The sequence below is a fragment of the Leptospira chreensis genome, assembly GCF_016919165.1.
GTDB classification, from domain to species: Bacteria; Spirochaetota; Leptospiria; order Leptospirales; family Leptospiraceae; genus Leptospira_A; species Leptospira_A chreensis.
This window is the reverse complement of sequence record NZ_JAFFPS010000008.1, coordinates 203,888-221,775: the sequence shown is the minus strand read 5'-3', so window position 1 is coordinate 221,775 and position 17,888 is coordinate 203,888. Positions and strand designations below refer to the sequence as shown.

Sequence of the window (17,888 nt, the reverse complement as noted above, 5' to 3'; positions counted from 1 at the left end):
AATGCCGAATATCAGTGCCGAGACATTAGAACATCTCAAAAAAATTAAACAGACATTAATTGATAAAAAATGTGAAAACATCCAGTTTCTGGATTTAAAAGATGTCCATAGTTATCTTTCCTTATTTGTCCTCGCGACTGTCAAAACCGAAACACAAGGAAGGTCTTGTGCTAAGGACATTGATAAGTATATGAAACCTTTGAAACTCGCAGTAAAACGACAAAACCTCGCCGACCTTCCGAAAGATGCTACAGGATGGATCCTTCTGGATTACGGTGAAATTTGTGTTCATATCATGACTGACGAAATGAGAACCTACTACTCGTTAGATCGTCTTTGGGGTGATGCCACTCCTATTGCTGTATAAGAGTGAGTGTTTCTTCCCAATTGTCTTTTGGCAATTCACAACTAAAGTTACGACATACATAGAACATCATTCCGGAACCGGCACCCCTTCCCATAAGAAGTTCTAGTTCCGGCACCAAAGCCTTTGCCTTAGATTCCTCTAAAACCAACCAAACGAGGCCCGGATCTTTTAGTTCCCCTAATTTCTTTCGAATGGATCGGACTTCTGCCATATCCTTATCCTTATAAACCACAAGGACTTCCTTCGATGGGTATTGGAATTTTTGGAAAGCTGAAATCATTGAAGGATAACTCAAAGAATTGGTAGTGAGCTCCGGGAGGAAGTAGGCAAAAATCGAATTGGCTTTTGCTTCCAAGTCGTGATTTTTGAAACCCAAAGAGTGTAAAAAGTGGAACAAATGTAAGACGGTGGAATTACCCGAAGGTTCCACTCCGTCGTAACCTTCCATAGTTCTCACAATCAAATCTTCATTTCCATGAAAGGATTCGTAAAACGGACCGACCTGGGAGGCAAAGTGAGAAAGTAAATATTCTAAAGATTGTTTTCCCTTTGTATAGGCATCCAGATCCTCATCCAACTGAAAGAGTTTGAAGGAAACCCAGATGAATTCCGCATAATCGGGGAGTGTTCCGAAGTATTTGGCTTCCCCTTCCCGGAAACGTCGGAGAATGGATCCGTCTTCCCCTACCAATTGTTTTGTGATGAATTGATACACTTTTTTTGCGTCGATTAGATAGTCCTGATCTCCCGAAACTTCATAGGCAGATAGAAGGGCTCGAATCCAAAGGCAATTCCAGGAAGTTAAAACTTTGTCATCCCGCAGAGGGCGAATCCGTTTGCTTCGTTCGGAAAGTAACTTTCCTATGGCTGACTCTAACTTCTCTAAAAATTCGGGTTTGAATTGGATTCCATCGACGAAAGGGTTTTTCCCCTTCCAATAGACATTGAGGATATTTTGGTGTTCAAAATTTCCATCTTCGGTTACGTTCCAAAACCCTTGGATCTCCTCGTCGGAAACGATTGCCTGGAATTCCGAATGTTTCCAGAGATAGAACTTTCCTTCCTCACCTTCCGAATCGGCATCTTCAGCACTGGCAATCCCACCCGATTCCAAAGTCATATCTCTGCGAACATAAGTTGCAATTTCACGAATCACGTCTAAAAAAAAGGGATCCTTTGTGGCTCGATACAATTGCGAAAGCGATTCCACATATAAGGAATTATCGTACAACATTTTTTCAAAATGGGGAACAAGCCATTCATGATCGGTCGCATAACGGCAAATCCCTCCCCCCACCTGGTCGTAAATTCCCCCAAACTTCATGGCATAAGCCGTGTTAAAGGCCATTTCGAGAGCCCTTGGTTCCTCTTTTCGTAAACTATATTCCACAAGGAAACTTAGTGCCATACTGGGTGGAAATTTATTCACTGTGTTTGTTTTGAATCCAAAGAACTCTTTATCGTACACTTGGAGGTAACGTTCAAAATTGGTTTCAATGATTTCTGTTCCAGGAACCTTTCCGCCATTGGTTCTTGTTTCATTGTCTCGTAAATACTGGGTTAAGTCACCGGCGGCTTGAATGAGTTCCTCTCTTTGGTTCTTCCAAGCCTCGGAAACCAAACGTAGAACCTCTTTAAAACTACGTTTTCCGTAGCGGTTTTCAGGAGGAAAGTAAGTTCCCCCAAGGATAGGTTCTTTACTAGGAGTTAAAAACATATTGAGTGGCCAACCACCTTGGGTTCCCATCGCATGGAGTGCATCCATATAAATTTTATCTATGTCGGGACGTTCTTCCCTGTCTAACTTGATGCATACGAAATCACGGTTTAAAACTTCTGCTGTAGAATCATCTTCAAATGATTCGCGTTCCATCACATGGCACCAGTGACAGGTTGAATAGCCAATGGACAAAAGGATGATTTTATCTTCTTTTTTGGCTTTTTCGAAAGCTTCCCCTCCCCAGGGAAACCAATTCACGGGATTGTGTGCATGTTGTAACAGGTAAGGACTTTTTTCATGAACCAAACGATTCGGTTTTTTCGACATATTTGCCACATTGCACTCCCAGAAACTAACGTTTCTCCACGTAGCTTTTTACATTTTAGGTTGATTGACAACATTGATTTTTTCATCTTGTCTGAGTAAGGGGTTTAAGAAGTTTCCATTGAACAGTCATAATATTTCTTCCCCGTATTTTAGCATCAATCCTCGAAAGTTGACCAGTTGGTTAATATCTTTTAGTCTTCTCAGTTTCCCAATTTTTGCGGATTCTGATTTTGATGAGGATGTAAAACGGATGCAGCTTTCCCAGTGGGAAAACGGCAATACAGTGCCAGATTCTCTCCAATCGGGAAATGGCCCGAAAAAACTTCGATTGAGCATTGCCCAGGCAATTGAGCAGGTCATTGAGAACAATACGATTGTTCAAAATGCCAAATTGGAGATTGTGAAGGCAGACAGCCCCGAATGGAAAAACGAGTCCAAATACACTTGGAAGGCCTTGGCAAGTATCCAGTCCTCCAAACAACTTTTTCCTGATAACCGAAACAACATCTTTGCCGGAACAATTCGTTCCCAAGACAAAATCTCTGCGGGTATCGAAAAACAGTTCCGAACGGGAACCTATTTCAAAACAGAAATCAGCACCATTCGTTATGACGTAAACGCATTTGAAAATCCCAACCAGGCGGCTGGTTTTGGAAGTTTACTAGCAGCTCCCCCTATGTACACGGGAGCCGTTTCTGCGACCCTATCCCAGGAACTTCTTAAATATGGTTTTGGTAAAAACGAAGAAGACAAAGAAAAACTTCTAAAAAACCAAACCTTACTCGTTCGTGAAAACTATATCAATATCCTAACACAACTTGTGGTTAAGATTCTCGTGGACTACTGGTCACTCAGTATTGTGGATTCTCGCATTGCCACTTACGAAAAAGTTTCCAAAAATACAGAAGAGATCCGACGTCTCACTTTACGGAAAACAGGTCTTGGACTTTCCGAAGGATTTGAAGTCAACCAATGGAACCAGGCCTATTTACGCACGCAGTCCCTACTCGAAAAAGCAAAAGTGGACCGCATTGAAGCAGAAAGAAATTTAGTTCGGATCTTAAACGTGGATACAGGATCTTCCATCGAAGGTGTTACTGATTTAAGTGAAATCCTTCCCACAGGAATTAATCTAAAAGCGGACAAAGAATATGCGCTTTCTCGAAGAACCGACTATCTCATCTTAAAAAGAGAAAGAGAGATCGCAAAACTTGCTTTGAATACTGCTCTTGCCGAAGATGATCCTTCGTTACTCGCTACTTTTTCTTATAGTTCCATTGGACAAAATTTTATTTCTCCTCAAGACAATTTCATTGCACGCCAAAGGGGAATCACTTCCTTCAACCATCCACAAATTCTTGCTGAATTAAAGATGTCCTATCCTCTTTGGGATTTAGGAATCAAAGCGGGAATTCGGGATGCGGAAACCAATCTCAAAGTAAACGAGATGAAAATCCAGAATTTGGAACAAGAGATTACTCAAGAAATTGACAATCGATATGAAGCATTGGAGTCAAGTCACGCCCTTCTCAAAGACCTGTTAAAAACAAGAAGGGAAACGGAAATTTTCTACAATGGGCTTATGGAACGATTCCGCCAAGGTCGTTACACGGCTGTTAACGTAAAAAATGCCCTGGATAGTTTGGCGAATGTGGAGCTTGCGGTAACCCAAGCCAAGATCAATTTTAATATTAATTTAGTTCGTTATGAGTTGGCAAAAAATTCTCTTTTTGAGAAATATGGACTCGATCTCTATTCCATTTTGGAAGAAGTCGAAAAGAGAGCCAAACAAGAAACTGACAAGTTATGAAACCCTATCCTACAAACCGCAAAGAGGAAATGGTTCGTTACAGACGAACCTTCCACCAGTTCCCAGAACTCAAATATGAGGAAAAGGAAACTGCCTCTTATGTGCAGGCCCATTTGGAATCTTTAGGATTTCAGGTGGAATCAGGGATTGCGGAAACAGGCCTTGTCGCTCTTTTTGATTCAGGAATTCCTGGAAAAACAGTCCTTGTCCGAGCCGATATGGATGCTCTCCCCATCCATGAAGAAAATACCCACGAATACAAAAGTAAAACTCCCGGAAAGATGCATGCCTGTGGCCATGACGGACACACGAGCATCCTTATGGCTCTTTCTTCCGAATTAAAAACCGCATTTTCTGAATTTGTTCCGAAAGGTCGTGTCCTTCTTTGTTTCCAACCGGCGGAAGAAGGTGGCTCGGGTGCTGATCGTATGATTGCCTCCGGAATTTTGGAACGGTACAAAGTGGATTCTGTATTTGCCCTCCATGTCTGGAATCATATTGATCTCGGAAAAGTCGGTGTGGTGAACGGAACCATGATGGCTTCTGTGGATGAATTCAAAATCACCGTGAAAGGAACTTCAGGCCACGGGGCGATGCCCCAACATACGGTAGATCCCATTGTTGTGGGCTCTCATTTAGTGACAGCTCTGCAAACCCTGGTCTCTCGGAATGTAGACCCGCTAGAGCCTTGTGTGGTGACTGTAGGTTCTTTCCACTCCGGGAATGCCTTCAATGTGATTCCAGAAAATGCGATTTTACACGGAACCGTAAGAACTTATTCCAAATCAGTCTATGAAATGGTTCCGAAACGAATGGAGTCTCTTGTCAAACAAGTGGCTTCTGGGTTCGGTGCCGACATTGAGTTTGAGTACAACCGGATCGACAAACCTACCATCAATGATCCAGCGATGGCAGATATTGTGAGAGAGGCGGCAAAGAATGTTCTTGGAGCGGACTCTCTTACAGAAGAAAATACAAGGACAATGGGTGGTGAAGATTTTTCTGCCTTCCTAATGGAGCGTCCTGGATGTTATTTTTTTATCGGTTCAAGGAATGAATCCAAAGGCCTTGTCCACCCGCACCACAGTTCTTTTTTTGATTTTGATGAAGATGCCCTCCCGATTGGCCTTTCTGTCATGAAAGAAGTCATTAAAACCTATCTTTTAAATTCCAAATAAAAAAATTCCTCTTGCCGGTTTTTCTCCCCGTCTCATTAGTTAGATATCTAACCAAATTTAGAGGATCCAAATGATTTCATTCGAACAAGTAGACGGAATCGGGTTTATCCGATTGGGAATCAATGACAAGAACAGTTTTTCTAACGAATCGTTTTTGGCTTTGAAGAAAACAATCCAATCCGCAAAGGAATCAAACTCCAAAGCCATTGTTTTAAAAAGTGATGCACCCGGAACATTTTCCTTGGGACTCGACCTAACCACTGTCAGCACAATGGACATGTCAAAAGATCTGGCACCCTTCTTAAATTTATTCTATGAAAACTTAAAAGACCTGTTCATACTTCCGGTTCCCACCATCGCAGAAATTTCTGGTCATGCTCTTGGATACGGTGCCATGCTTGCTCTTGTTTGTGATTACCGCTATGTCACAGAAGACATTCGTTTTGGACTTCCCGAAGTAAAAATCGGAATCCAAGTTCCTTCTTTTATTTATGCCCTTCTTGGAGAAGCTATTGGAAATGATGCTGCCAAAAGACATGTTTTGTTAGGTGATGCTTTCAAAGCAAAGGAAATGCCCGCTTTGTTTGAAGAAATCGCGTCGAATGAAGAAGAGCTAAGAAAAAAATCCAAATCCTTACAAACCAAACTGAAAAAAAATTCCCTGTCTGCAATGAAAGATACAAAAGCGGGAATTTTGAGCGTTCAAAAAAATCTTTTGGCATTAATTGAAACAGATATCAAAGCTACCATCCAAAGCATCCAATCCAAAGATGCACAAGAAGGAATCTCTGCTTCCGTTCAAGTCAGAAGACCTGTATTTACTTCTTAAGGAGAAGGTTTTCGTTTAACTTTCTTTTTCCTTACGGATATGTTTATAAATTTGATCGAGGATAGGATACAAAATGTCCTCGTTTTCTTTTGAGATTCCCCATGTTTGTAACGAAAGGAGTTTTGCCGAAATGGTAACGATCTTCTTTCGTATTTTTTTCCCATCTTTTGACAATAGTAATGCCCATTCCCTTCCATCACTCGGTGAGGGATTTCTTTCCACAAGACCTTCCTTCACCAATCGATTCACAAGAACCGTACAAGTTGGTTTTGTTTTCTCAATCGTTTTGGCAATTTGAGTCATGTTGATGGGAACAGAACTTCGTAAAAGAAAGGTGAGAATTTCAAAATGGGAAGTAGTAAGGCCCGGATACCCTAATCTTTCCATCTCTAAACGAACGATTTCAGCAATTTCCGAACTGATGCGATCAAAATACCGAACCGAGCGAAAGCGTTTAGGAAGTTCTCTAGTCATAAAGCAGAATTAAAATTTACCAAAGAAAACAAATCAGGCTTTTAAGGCTTCAATATCGGCAATTTCTTTAGGGATGGATTCGGTTAGGTTGATTGGATTTTTTCCATGTATCAAAATATCATCTTCGATACGAATTCCAATCCCTCGGTATTCCTTAGGAATGGAATCGTCGGAAGGATCAAAATACAAACCAGGTTCCACTGTGACCACCTGACCGTCTTTTAGTGGTCTTGACTTTCCTTCTAAAAAATACCTTCCCACATCATGGACATCCATTCCTAGATAATGGCCTGTTCTATGCATATAGAACTTTCGGTACGTGCCTTTATCGATGATTTCTTCTAAACTTCCTTTTAAAAATCCCATGTCTCTGAGACAATCCGCAAGGAATCGAACTGTTTTTTCATGTACTTCATTAAAAGGAGTTCCGACAACGGAACTACGGATGGCATTCTTTTGGGCATAGAGGACAATTTCATAAATCGTCTTTTGGGCTTCGGTGAATTTTTTACCAACTGGGAAAACACGAGTCACATCGGCAGTATAATAATTCCATTCGGCCCCTGAGTCCACAAGAACCAAGTCTCCATCCTTTAGGACATCGTCATTACTCACATAGTGAAGGATGCAGGCATTTTTTCCCGCGGCTACGATATGACCATAACCACCACCAATCGACCCATACTTTAAGTACTCCTGATCGAGAAGTGCCTCCAATTCGTATTCATACATCCCTGGTTTACTTTCTCGCATAATGCGCATATGGCCAAGTTTTGTCACTTCTGCTGCATTTTTTAAAAGTGCAATTTCTTCTTTGGATTTGATTAACCTTTCTTCGTGTAAAAAATTGGGGTGTTCGATGCGATGAGGACCAAACTTTCCTTCCCGAGCGCGTTCCGAAAGATTACGACATTCTGTAATCAGTTCCCGGTCCCGGTCTGGGTTCTCTCCAAAAAAATAATAGAGGGTATGATTTCCAATGAGTATAGCTGGTCTTTCTTTTTCCCAATCACTTAAGTCATAAGAAAAATTCAAACCTAACATGGATTTGATTTTTTCCTTTCCCAAACGAATTCCGGTCCAAATTTCCTTTTCTTTGTCCTTAGGCAAACAGAACATTCCCGCAACTTCACTCGTGATGACAAGGATGGAATCTTCTTCTGTGATTCCCGTTAAATAATAAAAATCTGAATTCTGGCGAAACTTATACTCTACATCTCGATTTCTAATTTTATGGCTTGCGGCAAAGAGTAAAAAGATCTCTCCTTTTTTTAACTTCTTTTGGATGTGTTGGATCCGGCTGCGGTATAATTTCGAATTGTATTCTTTTGTTTTTTTATCAGGCAATTTCATGGTTTGATGACTTCCTCTAGGGCTTCAAAAATGCGGACAGGGTTTTGGTCCATCATACAACGGAAATGTCCTTCTGGACAAATTCGTCCTCCATGGATTCCGCAAGGCCTACAATTTAGACCTTGGACTTCCATAATTTTATGTCTATCAGAAAGACTTCCATAACCAAAAGCAGGAATGGTTGCCCCATACAACATGACAGTGGGTGTATTGAAGGCAGATGCAAAATGGATGGGACTGGAATCATTGGAAATGATTGCTGTTGCATTCCGAATCCAAACCATTAGTTCCTTTAGATTTGTTTTTCCCACAAGGGATAAGAGACGGTCCCTTTCCCGAAGTTGTAAGGGTTCTGTTTTCATCAGACGGAATATGGTATTTTCAATTTCTAAATCAGCCTTACTTCCAATCAAAATCACAGTTTCTTTTCGTTTGCGAAGGATTTGTGTGATGACACTGACAAATTTTTCCTCAGGCATTCGTTTGGTTTCCCAAAGAGAAGATGGGGCGATTAGTATATAACCTTCTTCGTTGGAAAGGATCGCCTTTTTTTTAGTAAGAAAAGTACCTTCCTCTGTTTCTCCAGGAAATAGATAAGGTCTTCTTTCCCTACCACTGGGAAAATCATAGGCTTCGAATAACAATGAAAAAAGTTTTTCTACCTCGTGTGGACCTTGTTTGGGTCTTTGGATTGTTTTGGTATGTAAAAAAGAAAATCCCGACTCTTTGTATCCGATACGTATAGGAGCTTTCGTAAGATAAGAAAGTAAACTCGAGCGGAAAGAAAAATGAGCAGAGTATACCTTATTAAAATTTTCTTTTTTTAACAAACCGGCAAAATGTAAAAACGCAAACGGATTTTTTTTGATCCGTTTTTTGTCTAAAGACCAAACTCTTGTTATATCGGGATTATTCTCCAAAACAGACTCCGTGCCAGCATTCACTAACACATGAAGTTCTGCTCCCGGATGTTCTGTTTTTACTGCATGAAAAAACGAAGTCGATAGAATCAGGTCTCCGAGGAAGGCGGTTTGGATGATCAGTATTTTTTCGGGCATCACTCTCTTTCTAGTATCGACACAAAGTTGTTTGTAGCAAGTCCACCTATACTTTGTGCTACTGCCAACTGCTTTTCCGGCCATTCCTCAAAGAACCGGCAAAGTTCTACAATTTGTGCGAGCCCCGAGGCACCCACCGGATGGCCCCTCGATTTGAGGCCTCCCGAAGAATTGATAGGGATTTTGCCCTTGGGATGGGTGAGACCCGCCTTCACTTGGAACAGGGCCTCTCCTCGTTTGAAAAATCCAGCATCTTCGGCACCCACAAGCTCAAAAGGAGTGAAGGCATCGTGTAATTCGGCAAAATCAATGTCACTGGGACTGACTCCTGCTTCCTTGTAAGCTTTTTCAAAAGCGATGCGATTGGCAAGAAAACTGGGATCGGCAGAAGATAAGAAGGGAGCTGTTCCCGAACCCATTCCTTTCACAACAATTGAACTCGGATCCTTGGAAAGGATGAGGGCTGCTGATCCATCTGATAGTGGTGAGATATCATACAATCCTAAGGGACTTGTGATTTTGGGTTGGTTCTGGTATTCTTCCCAAGTTAGATTCTTTTTGATATGGGCTTTTGGATTCTTTAGCCCATTGTCATGAAGTTTCTTTGCGATTGCATAAAGGTCTTCGTCTTTGTATCCATAATCATCTAAATACTTACGAGTGATCATGGCCCCACCCTGTGCCATAGACATTCCCAGTGCTCTTTGTGAATCGGATAAAACAGAACCTAACAAAAGATTACTTTCCTCTCGACTGAGTGCTGACATGAGTTCCGTGGCAATCACCAAACCATGATCAAATCTGCCACTGAGAATTAAATTCACTCCCAATTGAAAGGCAGCAGCTCCTGAAGAAGATGCTGTTTCCATTCGTACGGAATACAAATCACGAAGTCCAAGCCTAGCGGCAAGTTTTGCAGATAAGTGATATTCCTTATTATAAGAATCAGGAGAGAAACTTGCATAGATAATGAACTGAATCTTGTGAGATTGAAACTCATGTACAGATTGTTTTGCGGTCGCAAAGGATAAATCTAACTGTGATCCTTTGTGTTTTCCGAATACACTCAATGCAGGATTGTGAATGTAAACTTTATTCATACGAATATACTTTAAGCTTGCCTATTCTATGAAAACCAATTATCTTTCCATTTGAACGCAATAAAATGAGGCCACCCATATGAAGGGAAAGAAAGAAGTAATAGACATTTTAGCGGAAGTTCTCACAGCAGAGCTCACAGCCATCAATCAGTATTTTATTCATGCAAAACTCTGTAAAAACTGGGGGTATTTGGAACTTGCGGACTACCTCAGAAAAGAGTCCATTGAAGAGATGAAACATGCCGACGAAATCATCGAAAGGATTTTGTATTTCGATGGAATTCCGGACTTACAAAAATACTCAAAAATCAATGTAGGACAAACTGTCCCAGAAATGTTGGACCATGACTTACAGTTGGAATATGGTGCTGTGGAAAGACTGAATCGAGGAATCGATATTTGTGTTGCTGCTAAAGACAACGGAACCAGAGAACTCTTAGAGAAAATCCTTGTTTCCGAAGAAGAACATATTGATTGGATTGAAACTCAAAAATCCATTATCGAAACGATCAGTATCCAAAACTACTTGTCACAGAAATTAGGAGACTCGGAATAAAACCTACTCACCCTACTTACCATGCCATTTGCGGAGAAGGTCTTTCTCCGCTTTTGGAATCCGAATTAAAAACTCACCATCTCAAAATTGATAGTTCGAACCGAGGTGGAGTCTTCTTTTCTGGAAAAAAAGAAGATGTAATCAATTTTGCCATCCATACAAAATTTGCTTCGCGAATCAACTTACAGCTGCTACATGATAACGCAGATGATTACGATGAATTTTATGCCAAAGCAAGTGAACTTCCCTGGGAAAAATACATTGGCCCGGAAGTGAGTTTTCGCATTGATGCAGAAACAAAAGACAAACTAAGAAATTCTGAATTTACCATGCATCGAATGAAAGATGCGGTTCTCGACAGACTTCGCAGTAAAAAAATTCCCCTACCTGAAATTGAAAAACGAATGGCAGATGTCACCATTGTGGTTCGTTCCCATACCGACCGGTTTAGCATTGAACTTTCTTTTTCCGGGGATCCGGTAGGAAGACGTGGTTACCGCTTATTTGCAGGCAACGCTCCCGTGCGAGAACCCATAGCACAAGCTATGTTAGAAACCTCTGGTTGGAAGGAAGGAAACACCTTAGTGGATCCTATGTGCGGATCCGGAACCATCCTCATTGAGGCTGCCCTTAGAGAACGTCTCTACGGCGAAATCAATCGGTTTCTATTTGCAGAATCCCCGGTTTTCCAAATTCTATTTCCGACCTATGTATTTTCGGAAAAAAAGAAAGAGAAACCGGAATCACCTCATCTCTTTGGATTTGATGTGGATCCAGAAGCCATTCGCATAGCAAAAGAAAATGCTTATGAGGCAGGAGTGGAAGACTTTGTGCAATTTGAAGTCGGAAATTGTTTGGAACTAAAAAACAATTTTGGAAACAATGGCCACGTAGTCACAAATCCACCTTATGGGGATAGAATTGGAAAACCAATGGAAGATTTGAGAGAGATGTACTTTCAATTTGGAAGGGTCATCAAAAACGAATTTGGTGGTTGGAAGTTTACCGTTCTCTCTGCCGATTTTTCTCTTTTAGGAAAGTTCGGTTTAAAAGAAAATTCTCATTTAAGTTTGAAACATGCGAATCTAAAGGCAAAGATTGTGGACTACGAAATCCGAGGGGGGAAATGAATTCAAAAGACGTACTCAGCCGAGTTTTTGAAATCACGAGAGATCCAAGAGATGGACTTCTATTCTTAAAGGAATTCCAATCTCTTTCTCCCGAATCGTTTGCCATTCTTTATGCAGATTCCGAAACCATTTTTAATAGTTCCGAAGCCCTATTCTCTGATCTAAAACTACTCTACCAATTGGATTTATTTCCCTTTGTTGTTTTGGAAGTAGACAGTTTCCAATATTTAAAACTTTTTTTTCCATTAGAACAATTGAATGCCGAAGGCGAAAGAAGCCTTGGTTTTTCTTACCAGGTCGTTGACCGTAACCTTCCTTTGAAAGAAGAAGTCACAGAAAGTATCCGCCAGAAAAAAATTCCCATCTTACTTTGGGATGATGACTCGGAAAAACTTTCGGCTCTCCTGGACCGTTGTCGTTCCATTTTACATTCTTCCAAGGTCATTTATGTTTCCATTGATGGTCCATTAAAAGATCCAACCACAGGAAAAGTAAAATCCATTTTACAAAGAGACCAGTCCTTTTCTCTACCTGAAGGAATTTCACTTTCCCGTTCCCAGGAAGAGTTTGTCAATTTGTCGGAAGGATTACTTTCCAAAACTGAAGATCCAAAGTTCAGTATTGTACTCACATCCCCCTTTACTTTACTTACCGAACTTTTTACGGTTAAGGGAAGCGGAACTCTCGTTAAGCGAAAAAACAAAATCAAAGTTTGCCATTCCCCAGAGGATGTGGATATGAAACGAGTGTTTCAACTCATCGAAGAATCTTTCGGAAAACCATTAAAACCAGAGTTCTATCAAACCAAATTCGATGTTTTATTTTTAGAAGAGTCTTATAGGGCCTGTGCTTGGATGCAAAAAACAGAACATGGATACCTACTTTCTAAATTTGCAGTGAATGGTGTGGCACGCGGGGCAGGCGTTGGACGTGATATCTGGGACCAGATCCTTACCCATTGCCGTCCTCTTTTTTGGCGCAGTAAACCAGATAACAATATCAATAAATGGTATATGTCTGTGGCCCAAGGAATTGAAAAAGATGAAAGTTGGTTTTATTATTGGTTAGGACTCGATCAGTCCTTAATTCCTGCCACCATACAAATATTAAAAGACCAACCGGAAGATTTTTTTCCTAAATAAGAATTCTATGCAATCCCAAGACTCGATACTTGTTTATGATGGGAACTGTGACTTTTGTACTCGGCTTGCTAAGTCCATCCGAGAAAAATCAAACGAAAAGATCGCCATTGTTTCCTACCACAAACTATCAAAGACTGAATTAGAATCGATCCACAAACAGCTATCAGGAGAACTTTGCGCAGGTGAGGTTCAATTCATTACAGAAGGAAATCGCTATCCTGGTTTTTTTGCTGTTAGGCAGATCCTTTGGAAAGTGGACAAATACAAATACTTTGCCTTTCTTTTGTATTTGCCCTTAATTCCTTTTTTGGGGATGGCGACGATGTATTTTTTAAAACGTTTTCGCTCTAAACTTTAGTCAACCGTTCGCGGTCGAGCCTTGTGAGCCCTATATAAAAATCTTCCCTGGCCGCAAGAGCGAGTAAATTCCCCTCGATCACTTGGCTCTTGGATTCTTCCGTCACTGCGGTTTCTGCAATCAACTCAAACATTCGTTGGCTATGGCCTTCATCAGCATCCAAATTCACTTGGAAGAATTTCCCTTCCGGAAGAGTCATTTCTGTTTTTAGTTTTTGATAAGCATCGGAGATTTGCGAGTATTCTAGTTTCAGAAGGTATTCATTGGCAGGTCCAAGTGCCCCAAGCCCATAGAAAAAACCTTTTCCAATGATGGTTTCCATTTTATCCAAATAGGTTTTGGTTTCTGGAAGTAAGTTATGGTTTGAAAAATCAAAATTCAATTTGGTTAAAAATTCGATGAGAATAGAAACATGGGTATCCGCAATTTTTCCTTCCCCAAGTTCCCCCCAAATATTTTCCACAAGGACAATCTTTGCATTTTGGTCTCTTGTTTTGGCCGCCACTTGCAAAAACCAATCTACAAAGCCAATGGATACAAAGTATTCTTGGCTCAGCCATAAAATTAAGTCATTAAAACTCATAGAAAGATTCCGTTCTAATAACCACTGCGACTTAAGGACTGGATGGGTTTCCACATCCTTTTTTAAAGTTTCGACGATGTTCATAGGTTTCGATCCTTTGCATATTGATAACGAAAATGATGATGGTATTCTTCGAATCCCAAATCCAAACAATGATTTAGAAGTTCGGAGTAAGTTTGCCCCGTTTTTTCCCATAACAGGGGCAAGGTGGAATAAATATGAGAAAATCCAGGTGTGGCATTGACTTCTAAAAGAAAGGGTAAATCTTTTTCTAGTTTGAAGTCCAAACGAATGTAACCCGAACATCCAAGAAGTTCCGCTATTTTTGAGGAGTAATCTTTCAAAGAGTTTGATAAGTCTTCGGGAACCGAAAAATCCAAAGACTCCACAAAACTTTCTTTGGATTTCACAAGATCACTGTAAACAGAACCTGGATAGTCCACAAATGCAGGCGGTGTGACTTTGTAATTCCCTTGGTTTCCAAGAACGGCAATAGTAAGTTCTCTGCCCGACAGATAGGTTTCTAAAAGTAAACTTTTGTATTTTTCTAAAAGCGGAGGAGTTACTCTTGCCCAATCCGATAAGGAATCGATCCGGTTTCCTTCCCCAATTCCAAGACTGGAACCTTCTCCATTCGGTTTCACAAACAAAGGAAACTGGTCTTTCGGAATCCATTCAGGATCTGTAACCAACCAAGATTCGGTGGTAGGTATTCCAAAGGATTTCAAAAATAGCTTGGTTTTGTATTTATCCAAAGTTAAAGTTTGGACTGCGGCAGAACTACCGGTATGGGGAACTGCTAAATATTCGCATAACGCTGGTATGTAGGCTTCTCTGTTGGGAGAATGATATCCTTCGACCAAATTCCATACAATCCAGTTTTCCCTTTCACCTCTCGGAATTCCGGACAAAACAGAAGCAATCTCCGAAGGATGGGATAAGATGGCCACATCATAACCCAGTTCCCGGATGACCTTCTCCATATTTTGAACAGTTTCTTCCGATTCCCATTCTTGGCAAAGTTCCGGCGTATTCGGGTCATAGAGATCACAGGCAAGAATCACAGTCCGTTTCATGAAGTGAGTTTCTCCCAATCGGAATCGCTGATTGTAGGATAATAGGATTCTCTATCCGATCCAACAGGTTCAAAGGAGAGATGGATTTTTTTTGTGACTGCGGAACGAAAAGCGTGTTGGCGTGTTTTGGGATAATACCCTAAATACCAGTTAGGTGCAATGGTGATCTTTCCACCGCCACCAGGAAGGTCATTTACAAATTGAGGAATTCCCATTCCTCCAATTTTTCCCCGCATATACTCTACAATTTCAATCCCCCGTGCCAGTGGTGTTCGAAATCCTCTGGAACCAGGAATGAGTTCCGGATCATATAAATAATAAGCACGAACTCGCATCTCTAAGAGTTTTTTATGAAGAGTGAGCATGACCTCTTCCTCATCATTGATTCCTTTCAAAAGTACGGATTGGTTTCCGACAGATACTCCGGCCTTTAATAACCGAAGGATGGCTTCTTTCGATTCTTTCGTACATTCTTTCGGATGGTTGAACTGCGTATTACAAAAAATGGATAGATTCTCATCGTTATAAGTTTCAATGATTTTGCATAATGCATCTGTTATGCGAAAGGGAAGAGTGACCGGGTTTCTTGTTCCCAACCGACAGATTTTTACATGGGGGATGGAATTTAGTTCAGAAAGAATCCACTCTAATCTAGAGTCAGCAAGATTTAAAGGATCTCCCCCGCTAATCACAACATCTTCAATTTCAGAATGGTTTCGAATGTATTCGAAGGCTCTTTCCAAATCTCCTTTTTCCATTCTTTCATCACTCGAAGAAACTTTCCGACCGCGCATACAATGGCGGCAATACACACTACAAGAATGATTCGAAAATAAAAGAACCCGATTGGGATACATATGAGTGAGCCCACGAACAGGACTCAGTCGTTCTTCATCTAATGGGTCGGAGCTTTCTTCAGAAGAAAGAACTGCTTCTTCTGACCTAGGAACAATCATTCGGCGGATGGGGCAATTGGGATCACTGGGATCAGAAAGAGAAAGATAATACGGAGTTGTGGATACATGCAGACGAATCGTTTCCCTGATTCCAATGGTCTCGGATTCGGTGAGTACAAAGTATTGGGAAAGGTCTTCGCCTTTCACTCGGTTTTGCAACTGAGAGGTTGGATCCGTCCAATTTGTCCGGGAAAACAACTCTTCGCGCGCCCGAAGTACTTCTTTTAAACTGCTTTGCACGAGCATAACTTCCAATTCCTTACTTGCCAAGAGACCACCAAATTCTTTTCTGGTGGTAATGCAAGAAAACCGCCTGGGGGAAATCCGAATGGTCGCCTTCGATGTCGACGGGACCTTATTTTCCTCAGAATCCATAATCTTTAAGACCTATGTGCAGGCAATCGAAGAGTTTGCTGGCAAGACGGGAAAAATCACGTCCTTACCGACCCATGACCAGATTATGAATGAAATTGGGAAACCGGTGCGAACGATCTTTGCGAACCTATTCCCGAGTTTACCCGAAACAGAACGGGATACCATCTCCGCAAGAGTCCTCGATCTTCTTTGTGATGCCATCCGTAGCGGCGGTGGAGACTTCTACGCCGGCGTGGGTTCTACCATCCACTACCTAAAAGAAAAAGGTTATACCATCACTTGTGCTTCAAACGGCAGAAAGGCTTATATTGAAACGGTTTTAGACACAGCCGGTGTTTTGCAATACTTTGAACCCATTGTTGTCATCAACCAAGACACCATCCATACCAAGGGTGAGATCTTAGCTGAGTATGTTCGTAAATACAATTTAGAACCGACTGCCATCGCCATGATCGGAGACCGGTTTAGCGATTGGGAAGCTGCCAAACAAAACGGTTGCCCTTTTGGGTTCTGCACCTATGGCCACGGAGTTCCCGGCGAAATTCCCGATTTCCATTGGAAATTTGACGATTTACCTGCTTTAAAAGAGTTTTTTTAAATTCCCTTTTTGTCCCTTCTCCGACATTATTAGTGTGGCGGTACTTCCCCAAATCCAAGAAGACAAATGGAAATCTTTGCGCTATTTGCTTGGCGGGATTTTCCTTGTACTGGTTCTCATTGAAAAGTCGATGGGATTTGATCCGAAGGCAGGTGGAAATTTATTTCCCAAACAAGGCTTTCGAAACATCGGTAAGTCCCAAGAAAAATCCAAATTTGCAGAACCCTCAGATCCTTTCAGCAAAGAGACCTGGGAAGATGATTTGAATTGGGAAGAAGAAGTTCTCACACAGACCTTTCCTGATTCCGAACCAAAACAAAAAAACCGCACAAAATTGGTAGATGATACCATTCCCGAAATCACACTTCCCGAAGATCGTTTTCCTGGTGCCGGCAAACGCCTGCAAGCTGACGCCGGATACTTACCCGTCTATTTCTTAAAATTCTATGGCACGGGAAAGAATAGCCAGTCCCAACTCGTGAAACTATCTCGCGAGTTTCAGGGTGGAGATCCTATTCCCTTTTTGTTCCAGGAACTCACGAAAGGTCCGAACCCAGAAGAAAAAGGAAAAGGTGTTCTTTCGGCTCTCTCCAAACGAATTCGTATGGAGCCAAACTACCGATTGGAAAATGGAATCCTGCATATTTCCGTTTCGGAAGATATCAGTTACGGGGGAAGTATGGAAATTCTAAAAGACCGTTTGGATCAAATCTCCTTTACCTTGGTTGGTAATTTTGGAATCAAAGGTGTGGTTCTCTACACCAATGGAGAACGCATTCGCACTTTAGGAAGTGATGGTTTGACAATTCCTGAGGTTCTGGCCAAATCCCAAAGAAAGGTAATCATTTTCTAGTCCAGTAAATGGTTTACAGGCAGGATTTTTCCTGTATTCTGAATT

18 protein-coding genes are annotated in these 17,888 nt (G+C 41.3%); 10 read left to right on the top strand and 8 right to left on the bottom strand.

Annotated features, from left to right (window positions below; translation table 11 throughout):
- Position 1 precedes the first annotated feature (1 nt).
- Complete coding sequence (rsfS, locus tag JWG41_RS02790) at positions 2-367, top strand: ribosome silencing factor (protein ID WP_205268429.1); 366 nt, start codon at positions 2-4, stop codon at positions 365-367.
- On the opposite strand, the gene JWG41_RS02785 is transcribed toward rsfS, so the two are convergent.
- The gene (locus JWG41_RS02785; RefSeq protein ID WP_205268428.1) at positions 354-2,414 is read right to left on the bottom strand and encodes a thioredoxin domain-containing protein; all 2,061 of its coding nucleotides are present in this window, start codon (positions 2,412-2,414) and stop codon (positions 354-356) included. The two genes, rsfS and JWG41_RS02785, sit on opposite strands and share 14 nt — an antisense overlap.
- 250 nt (positions 2,415-2,664) lie before the next feature.
- Here JWG41_RS02785 and JWG41_RS02780 point away from each other — a divergent pair, with 250 nt between their 5' ends.
- From JWG41_RS02780 to JWG41_RS02770, 3 genes are all read left to right on the top strand, one after another.
- Positions 2,665-4,224, top strand: a complete 1,560-nt coding sequence (locus JWG41_RS02780; protein WP_205268427.1) for a TolC family protein — start codon at positions 2,665-2,667, stop codon at positions 4,222-4,224.
- Positions 4,221-5,402 carry a M20 metallopeptidase family protein gene (locus JWG41_RS02775; RefSeq protein WP_205268426.1) on the top strand — a complete coding sequence of 394 codons (1,182 nt, stop codon included), beginning with the start codon at positions 4,221-4,223 and terminating at the stop codon, positions 5,400-5,402. Before JWG41_RS02780 ends, JWG41_RS02775 begins: the two co-directional genes overlap by 4 nt.
- A gap of 70 nt (positions 5,403-5,472) precedes the next feature.
- Entirely contained in the window at positions 5,473-6,231 is a 759-nt protein-coding gene (locus JWG41_RS02770; protein WP_205268425.1) for an enoyl-CoA hydratase/isomerase family protein, read from the top strand.
- A gap of 15 nt (positions 6,232-6,246) precedes the next feature.
- Here the strand turns inward: JWG41_RS02770 and JWG41_RS02765 are convergent, their stop codons facing one another.
- From JWG41_RS02765 to JWG41_RS02750, 4 genes are read right to left on the bottom strand one after another with little or no spacing between them, the layout of a single operon-like run.
- Positions 6,247-6,705, bottom strand: a complete 459-nt coding sequence (locus JWG41_RS02765) for a MarR family winged helix-turn-helix transcriptional regulator (RefSeq protein WP_205268424.1) — start codon at positions 6,703-6,705, stop codon at positions 6,247-6,249.
- Between the two features lie 33 nt (positions 6,706-6,738).
- Positions 6,739-8,058: an aminopeptidase P N-terminal domain-containing protein gene (locus JWG41_RS02760; RefSeq protein ID WP_205268423.1), complete on the bottom strand. Its 1,320-nt coding sequence runs from the start codon at positions 8,056-8,058 to the stop codon at positions 6,739-6,741.
- Positions 8,055-9,116, bottom strand: coding sequence for a lipopolysaccharide heptosyltransferase II (waaF, locus tag JWG41_RS02755; protein ID WP_205268422.1), 1,062 nt, complete (start codon positions 9,114-9,116; stop codon positions 8,055-8,057). The genes JWG41_RS02760 and waaF overlap by 4 nt, the downstream gene beginning before the upstream one ends.
- Positions 9,116-10,216 (bottom strand): thiolase family protein, encoded by a 1,101-nt coding sequence (locus JWG41_RS02750; protein ID WP_205268421.1) that lies wholly within the window; start codon positions 10,214-10,216, stop codon positions 9,116-9,118. The genes waaF and JWG41_RS02750 overlap by 1 nt, the downstream gene beginning before the upstream one ends.
- A 79-nt stretch (positions 10,217-10,295) precedes the next feature.
- On the opposite strand from JWG41_RS02750, the gene bfr reads away from it, so the two are divergent.
- Genes bfr through JWG41_RS02730 form a run of 4 tightly spaced genes read left to right on the top strand, consistent with a single transcriptional unit; the run spans position 10,296 to position 13,402 of the window.
- The gene (bfr, locus tag JWG41_RS02745) at positions 10,296-10,772 is read left to right on the top strand and encodes a bacterioferritin (protein WP_205268420.1); all 477 of its coding nucleotides are present in this window, start codon (positions 10,296-10,298) and stop codon (positions 10,770-10,772) included.
- Positions 10,709-11,902 (top strand): THUMP domain-containing class I SAM-dependent RNA methyltransferase, encoded by a 1,194-nt coding sequence (locus JWG41_RS02740; protein ID WP_408611700.1) that lies wholly within the window; start codon positions 10,709-10,711, stop codon positions 11,900-11,902. The genes bfr and JWG41_RS02740 overlap by 64 nt, the downstream gene beginning before the upstream one ends.
- Entirely contained in the window at positions 11,899-13,044 is a 1,146-nt protein-coding gene (locus JWG41_RS02735; RefSeq protein WP_205268418.1) for an acetylglutamate kinase, read from the top strand. Before JWG41_RS02740 ends, JWG41_RS02735 begins: the two co-directional genes overlap by 4 nt.
- Before the next feature lie 7 nt (positions 13,045-13,051).
- Complete coding sequence (locus JWG41_RS02730) at positions 13,052-13,402, top strand: DCC1-like thiol-disulfide oxidoreductase family protein (RefSeq protein ID WP_205268417.1); 351 nt, start codon at positions 13,052-13,054, stop codon at positions 13,400-13,402.
- Here the strand turns inward: JWG41_RS02730 and JWG41_RS02725 are convergent.
- From JWG41_RS02725 to JWG41_RS02715, 3 genes are read right to left on the bottom strand one after another with little or no spacing between them, the layout of a single operon-like run.
- Complete coding sequence (locus tag JWG41_RS02725) at positions 13,392-14,069, bottom strand: iron-containing redox enzyme family protein (RefSeq protein ID WP_205268416.1); 678 nt, start codon at positions 14,067-14,069, stop codon at positions 13,392-13,394. The two genes, JWG41_RS02730 and JWG41_RS02725, sit on opposite strands and share 11 nt — an antisense overlap.
- Positions 14,066-15,061 (bottom strand): D-alanine--D-alanine ligase family protein, encoded by a 996-nt coding sequence (locus JWG41_RS02720; RefSeq protein WP_205268415.1) that lies wholly within the window; start codon positions 15,059-15,061, stop codon positions 14,066-14,068. The genes JWG41_RS02725 and JWG41_RS02720 overlap by 4 nt, the downstream gene beginning before the upstream one ends.
- Entirely contained in the window at positions 15,058-16,263 is a 1,206-nt protein-coding gene (locus JWG41_RS02715) for a KamA family radical SAM protein (RefSeq protein ID WP_205268467.1), read from the bottom strand. The genes JWG41_RS02720 and JWG41_RS02715 overlap by 4 nt, the downstream gene beginning before the upstream one ends.
- An 82-nt stretch (positions 16,264-16,345) precedes the next feature.
- On the opposite strand from JWG41_RS02715, the gene JWG41_RS02710 reads away from it, so the two are divergent.
- Together JWG41_RS02710 and JWG41_RS02705 are read left to right on the top strand one after the other, a co-directional pair.
- Positions 16,346-16,990 carry an HAD family hydrolase gene (locus JWG41_RS02710; RefSeq protein WP_232373631.1) on the top strand — a complete coding sequence of 215 codons (645 nt, stop codon included), beginning with the start codon at positions 16,346-16,348 and terminating at the stop codon, positions 16,988-16,990.
- A 34-nt stretch (positions 16,991-17,024) separates the two neighbouring features.
- Positions 17,025-17,843 carry a GerMN domain-containing protein gene (locus tag JWG41_RS02705; RefSeq protein WP_205268413.1) on the top strand — a complete coding sequence of 273 codons (819 nt, stop codon included), beginning with the start codon at positions 17,025-17,027 and terminating at the stop codon, positions 17,841-17,843.
- The last annotated feature ends 45 nt before the right edge of the window (positions 17,844-17,888 follow it).

Bases quoted from the DNA above. Each gene is read 5' to 3' on its own strand.
- JWG41_RS02785 (WP_205268428.1), bottom strand. From the start codon at position 2,414: ATGTCGAAAAAACCGAATCGTTTGGTTCATGAAAAAAGTCCTTACCTG.
- JWG41_RS02720 (WP_205268415.1), bottom strand. From the start codon at position 15,061: ATGAAACGGACTGTGATTCTTGCCTGTGATCTCTATGACCCGAATACG.
- rsfS (WP_205268429.1), top strand. From the start codon at position 2: ATGCCGAATATCAGTGCCGAGACATTAGAACATCTCAAAAAAATTAAA.
- JWG41_RS02760 (WP_205268423.1), bottom strand. From the start codon at position 8,058: ATGAAATTGCCTGATAAAAAAACAAAAGAATACAATTCGAAATTATAC.
- JWG41_RS02730 (WP_205268417.1), top strand. From the start codon at position 13,052: ATGCAATCCCAAGACTCGATACTTGTTTATGATGGGAACTGTGACTTT.
- JWG41_RS02750 (WP_205268421.1), bottom strand. From the start codon at position 10,216: ATGAATAAAGTTTACATTCACAATCCTGCATTGAGTGTATTCGGAAAA.
- JWG41_RS02725 (WP_205268416.1), bottom strand. From the start codon at position 14,069: ATGAACATCGTCGAAACTTTAAAAAAGGATGTGGAAACCCATCCAGTC.
- JWG41_RS02765 (WP_205268424.1), bottom strand. From the start codon at position 6,705: ATGACTAGAGAACTTCCTAAACGCTTTCGCTCGGTTCGGTATTTTGAT.
- JWG41_RS02775 (WP_205268426.1), top strand. From the start codon at position 4,221: ATGAAACCCTATCCTACAAACCGCAAAGAGGAAATGGTTCGTTACAGA.
- JWG41_RS02715 (WP_205268467.1), bottom strand. From the start codon at position 16,263: ATGCTCGTGCAAAGCAGTTTAAAAGAAGTACTTCGGGCGCGCGAAGAG.
- JWG41_RS02710 (WP_232373631.1), top strand. From the start codon at position 16,346: ATGGTCGCCTTCGATGTCGACGGGACCTTATTTTCCTCAGAATCCATA.
- JWG41_RS02735 (WP_205268418.1), top strand. From the start codon at position 11,899: ATGAATTCAAAAGACGTACTCAGCCGAGTTTTTGAAATCACGAGAGAT.
- JWG41_RS02780 (WP_205268427.1), top strand. From the start codon at position 2,665: ATGCAGCTTTCCCAGTGGGAAAACGGCAATACAGTGCCAGATTCTCTC.
- waaF (WP_205268422.1), bottom strand. From the start codon at position 9,116: ATGCCCGAAAAAATACTGATCATCCAAACCGCCTTCCTCGGAGACCTG.
- JWG41_RS02770 (WP_205268425.1), top strand. From the start codon at position 5,473: ATGATTTCATTCGAACAAGTAGACGGAATCGGGTTTATCCGATTGGGA.
- bfr (WP_205268420.1), top strand. From the start codon at position 10,296: ATGAAGGGAAAGAAAGAAGTAATAGACATTTTAGCGGAAGTTCTCACA.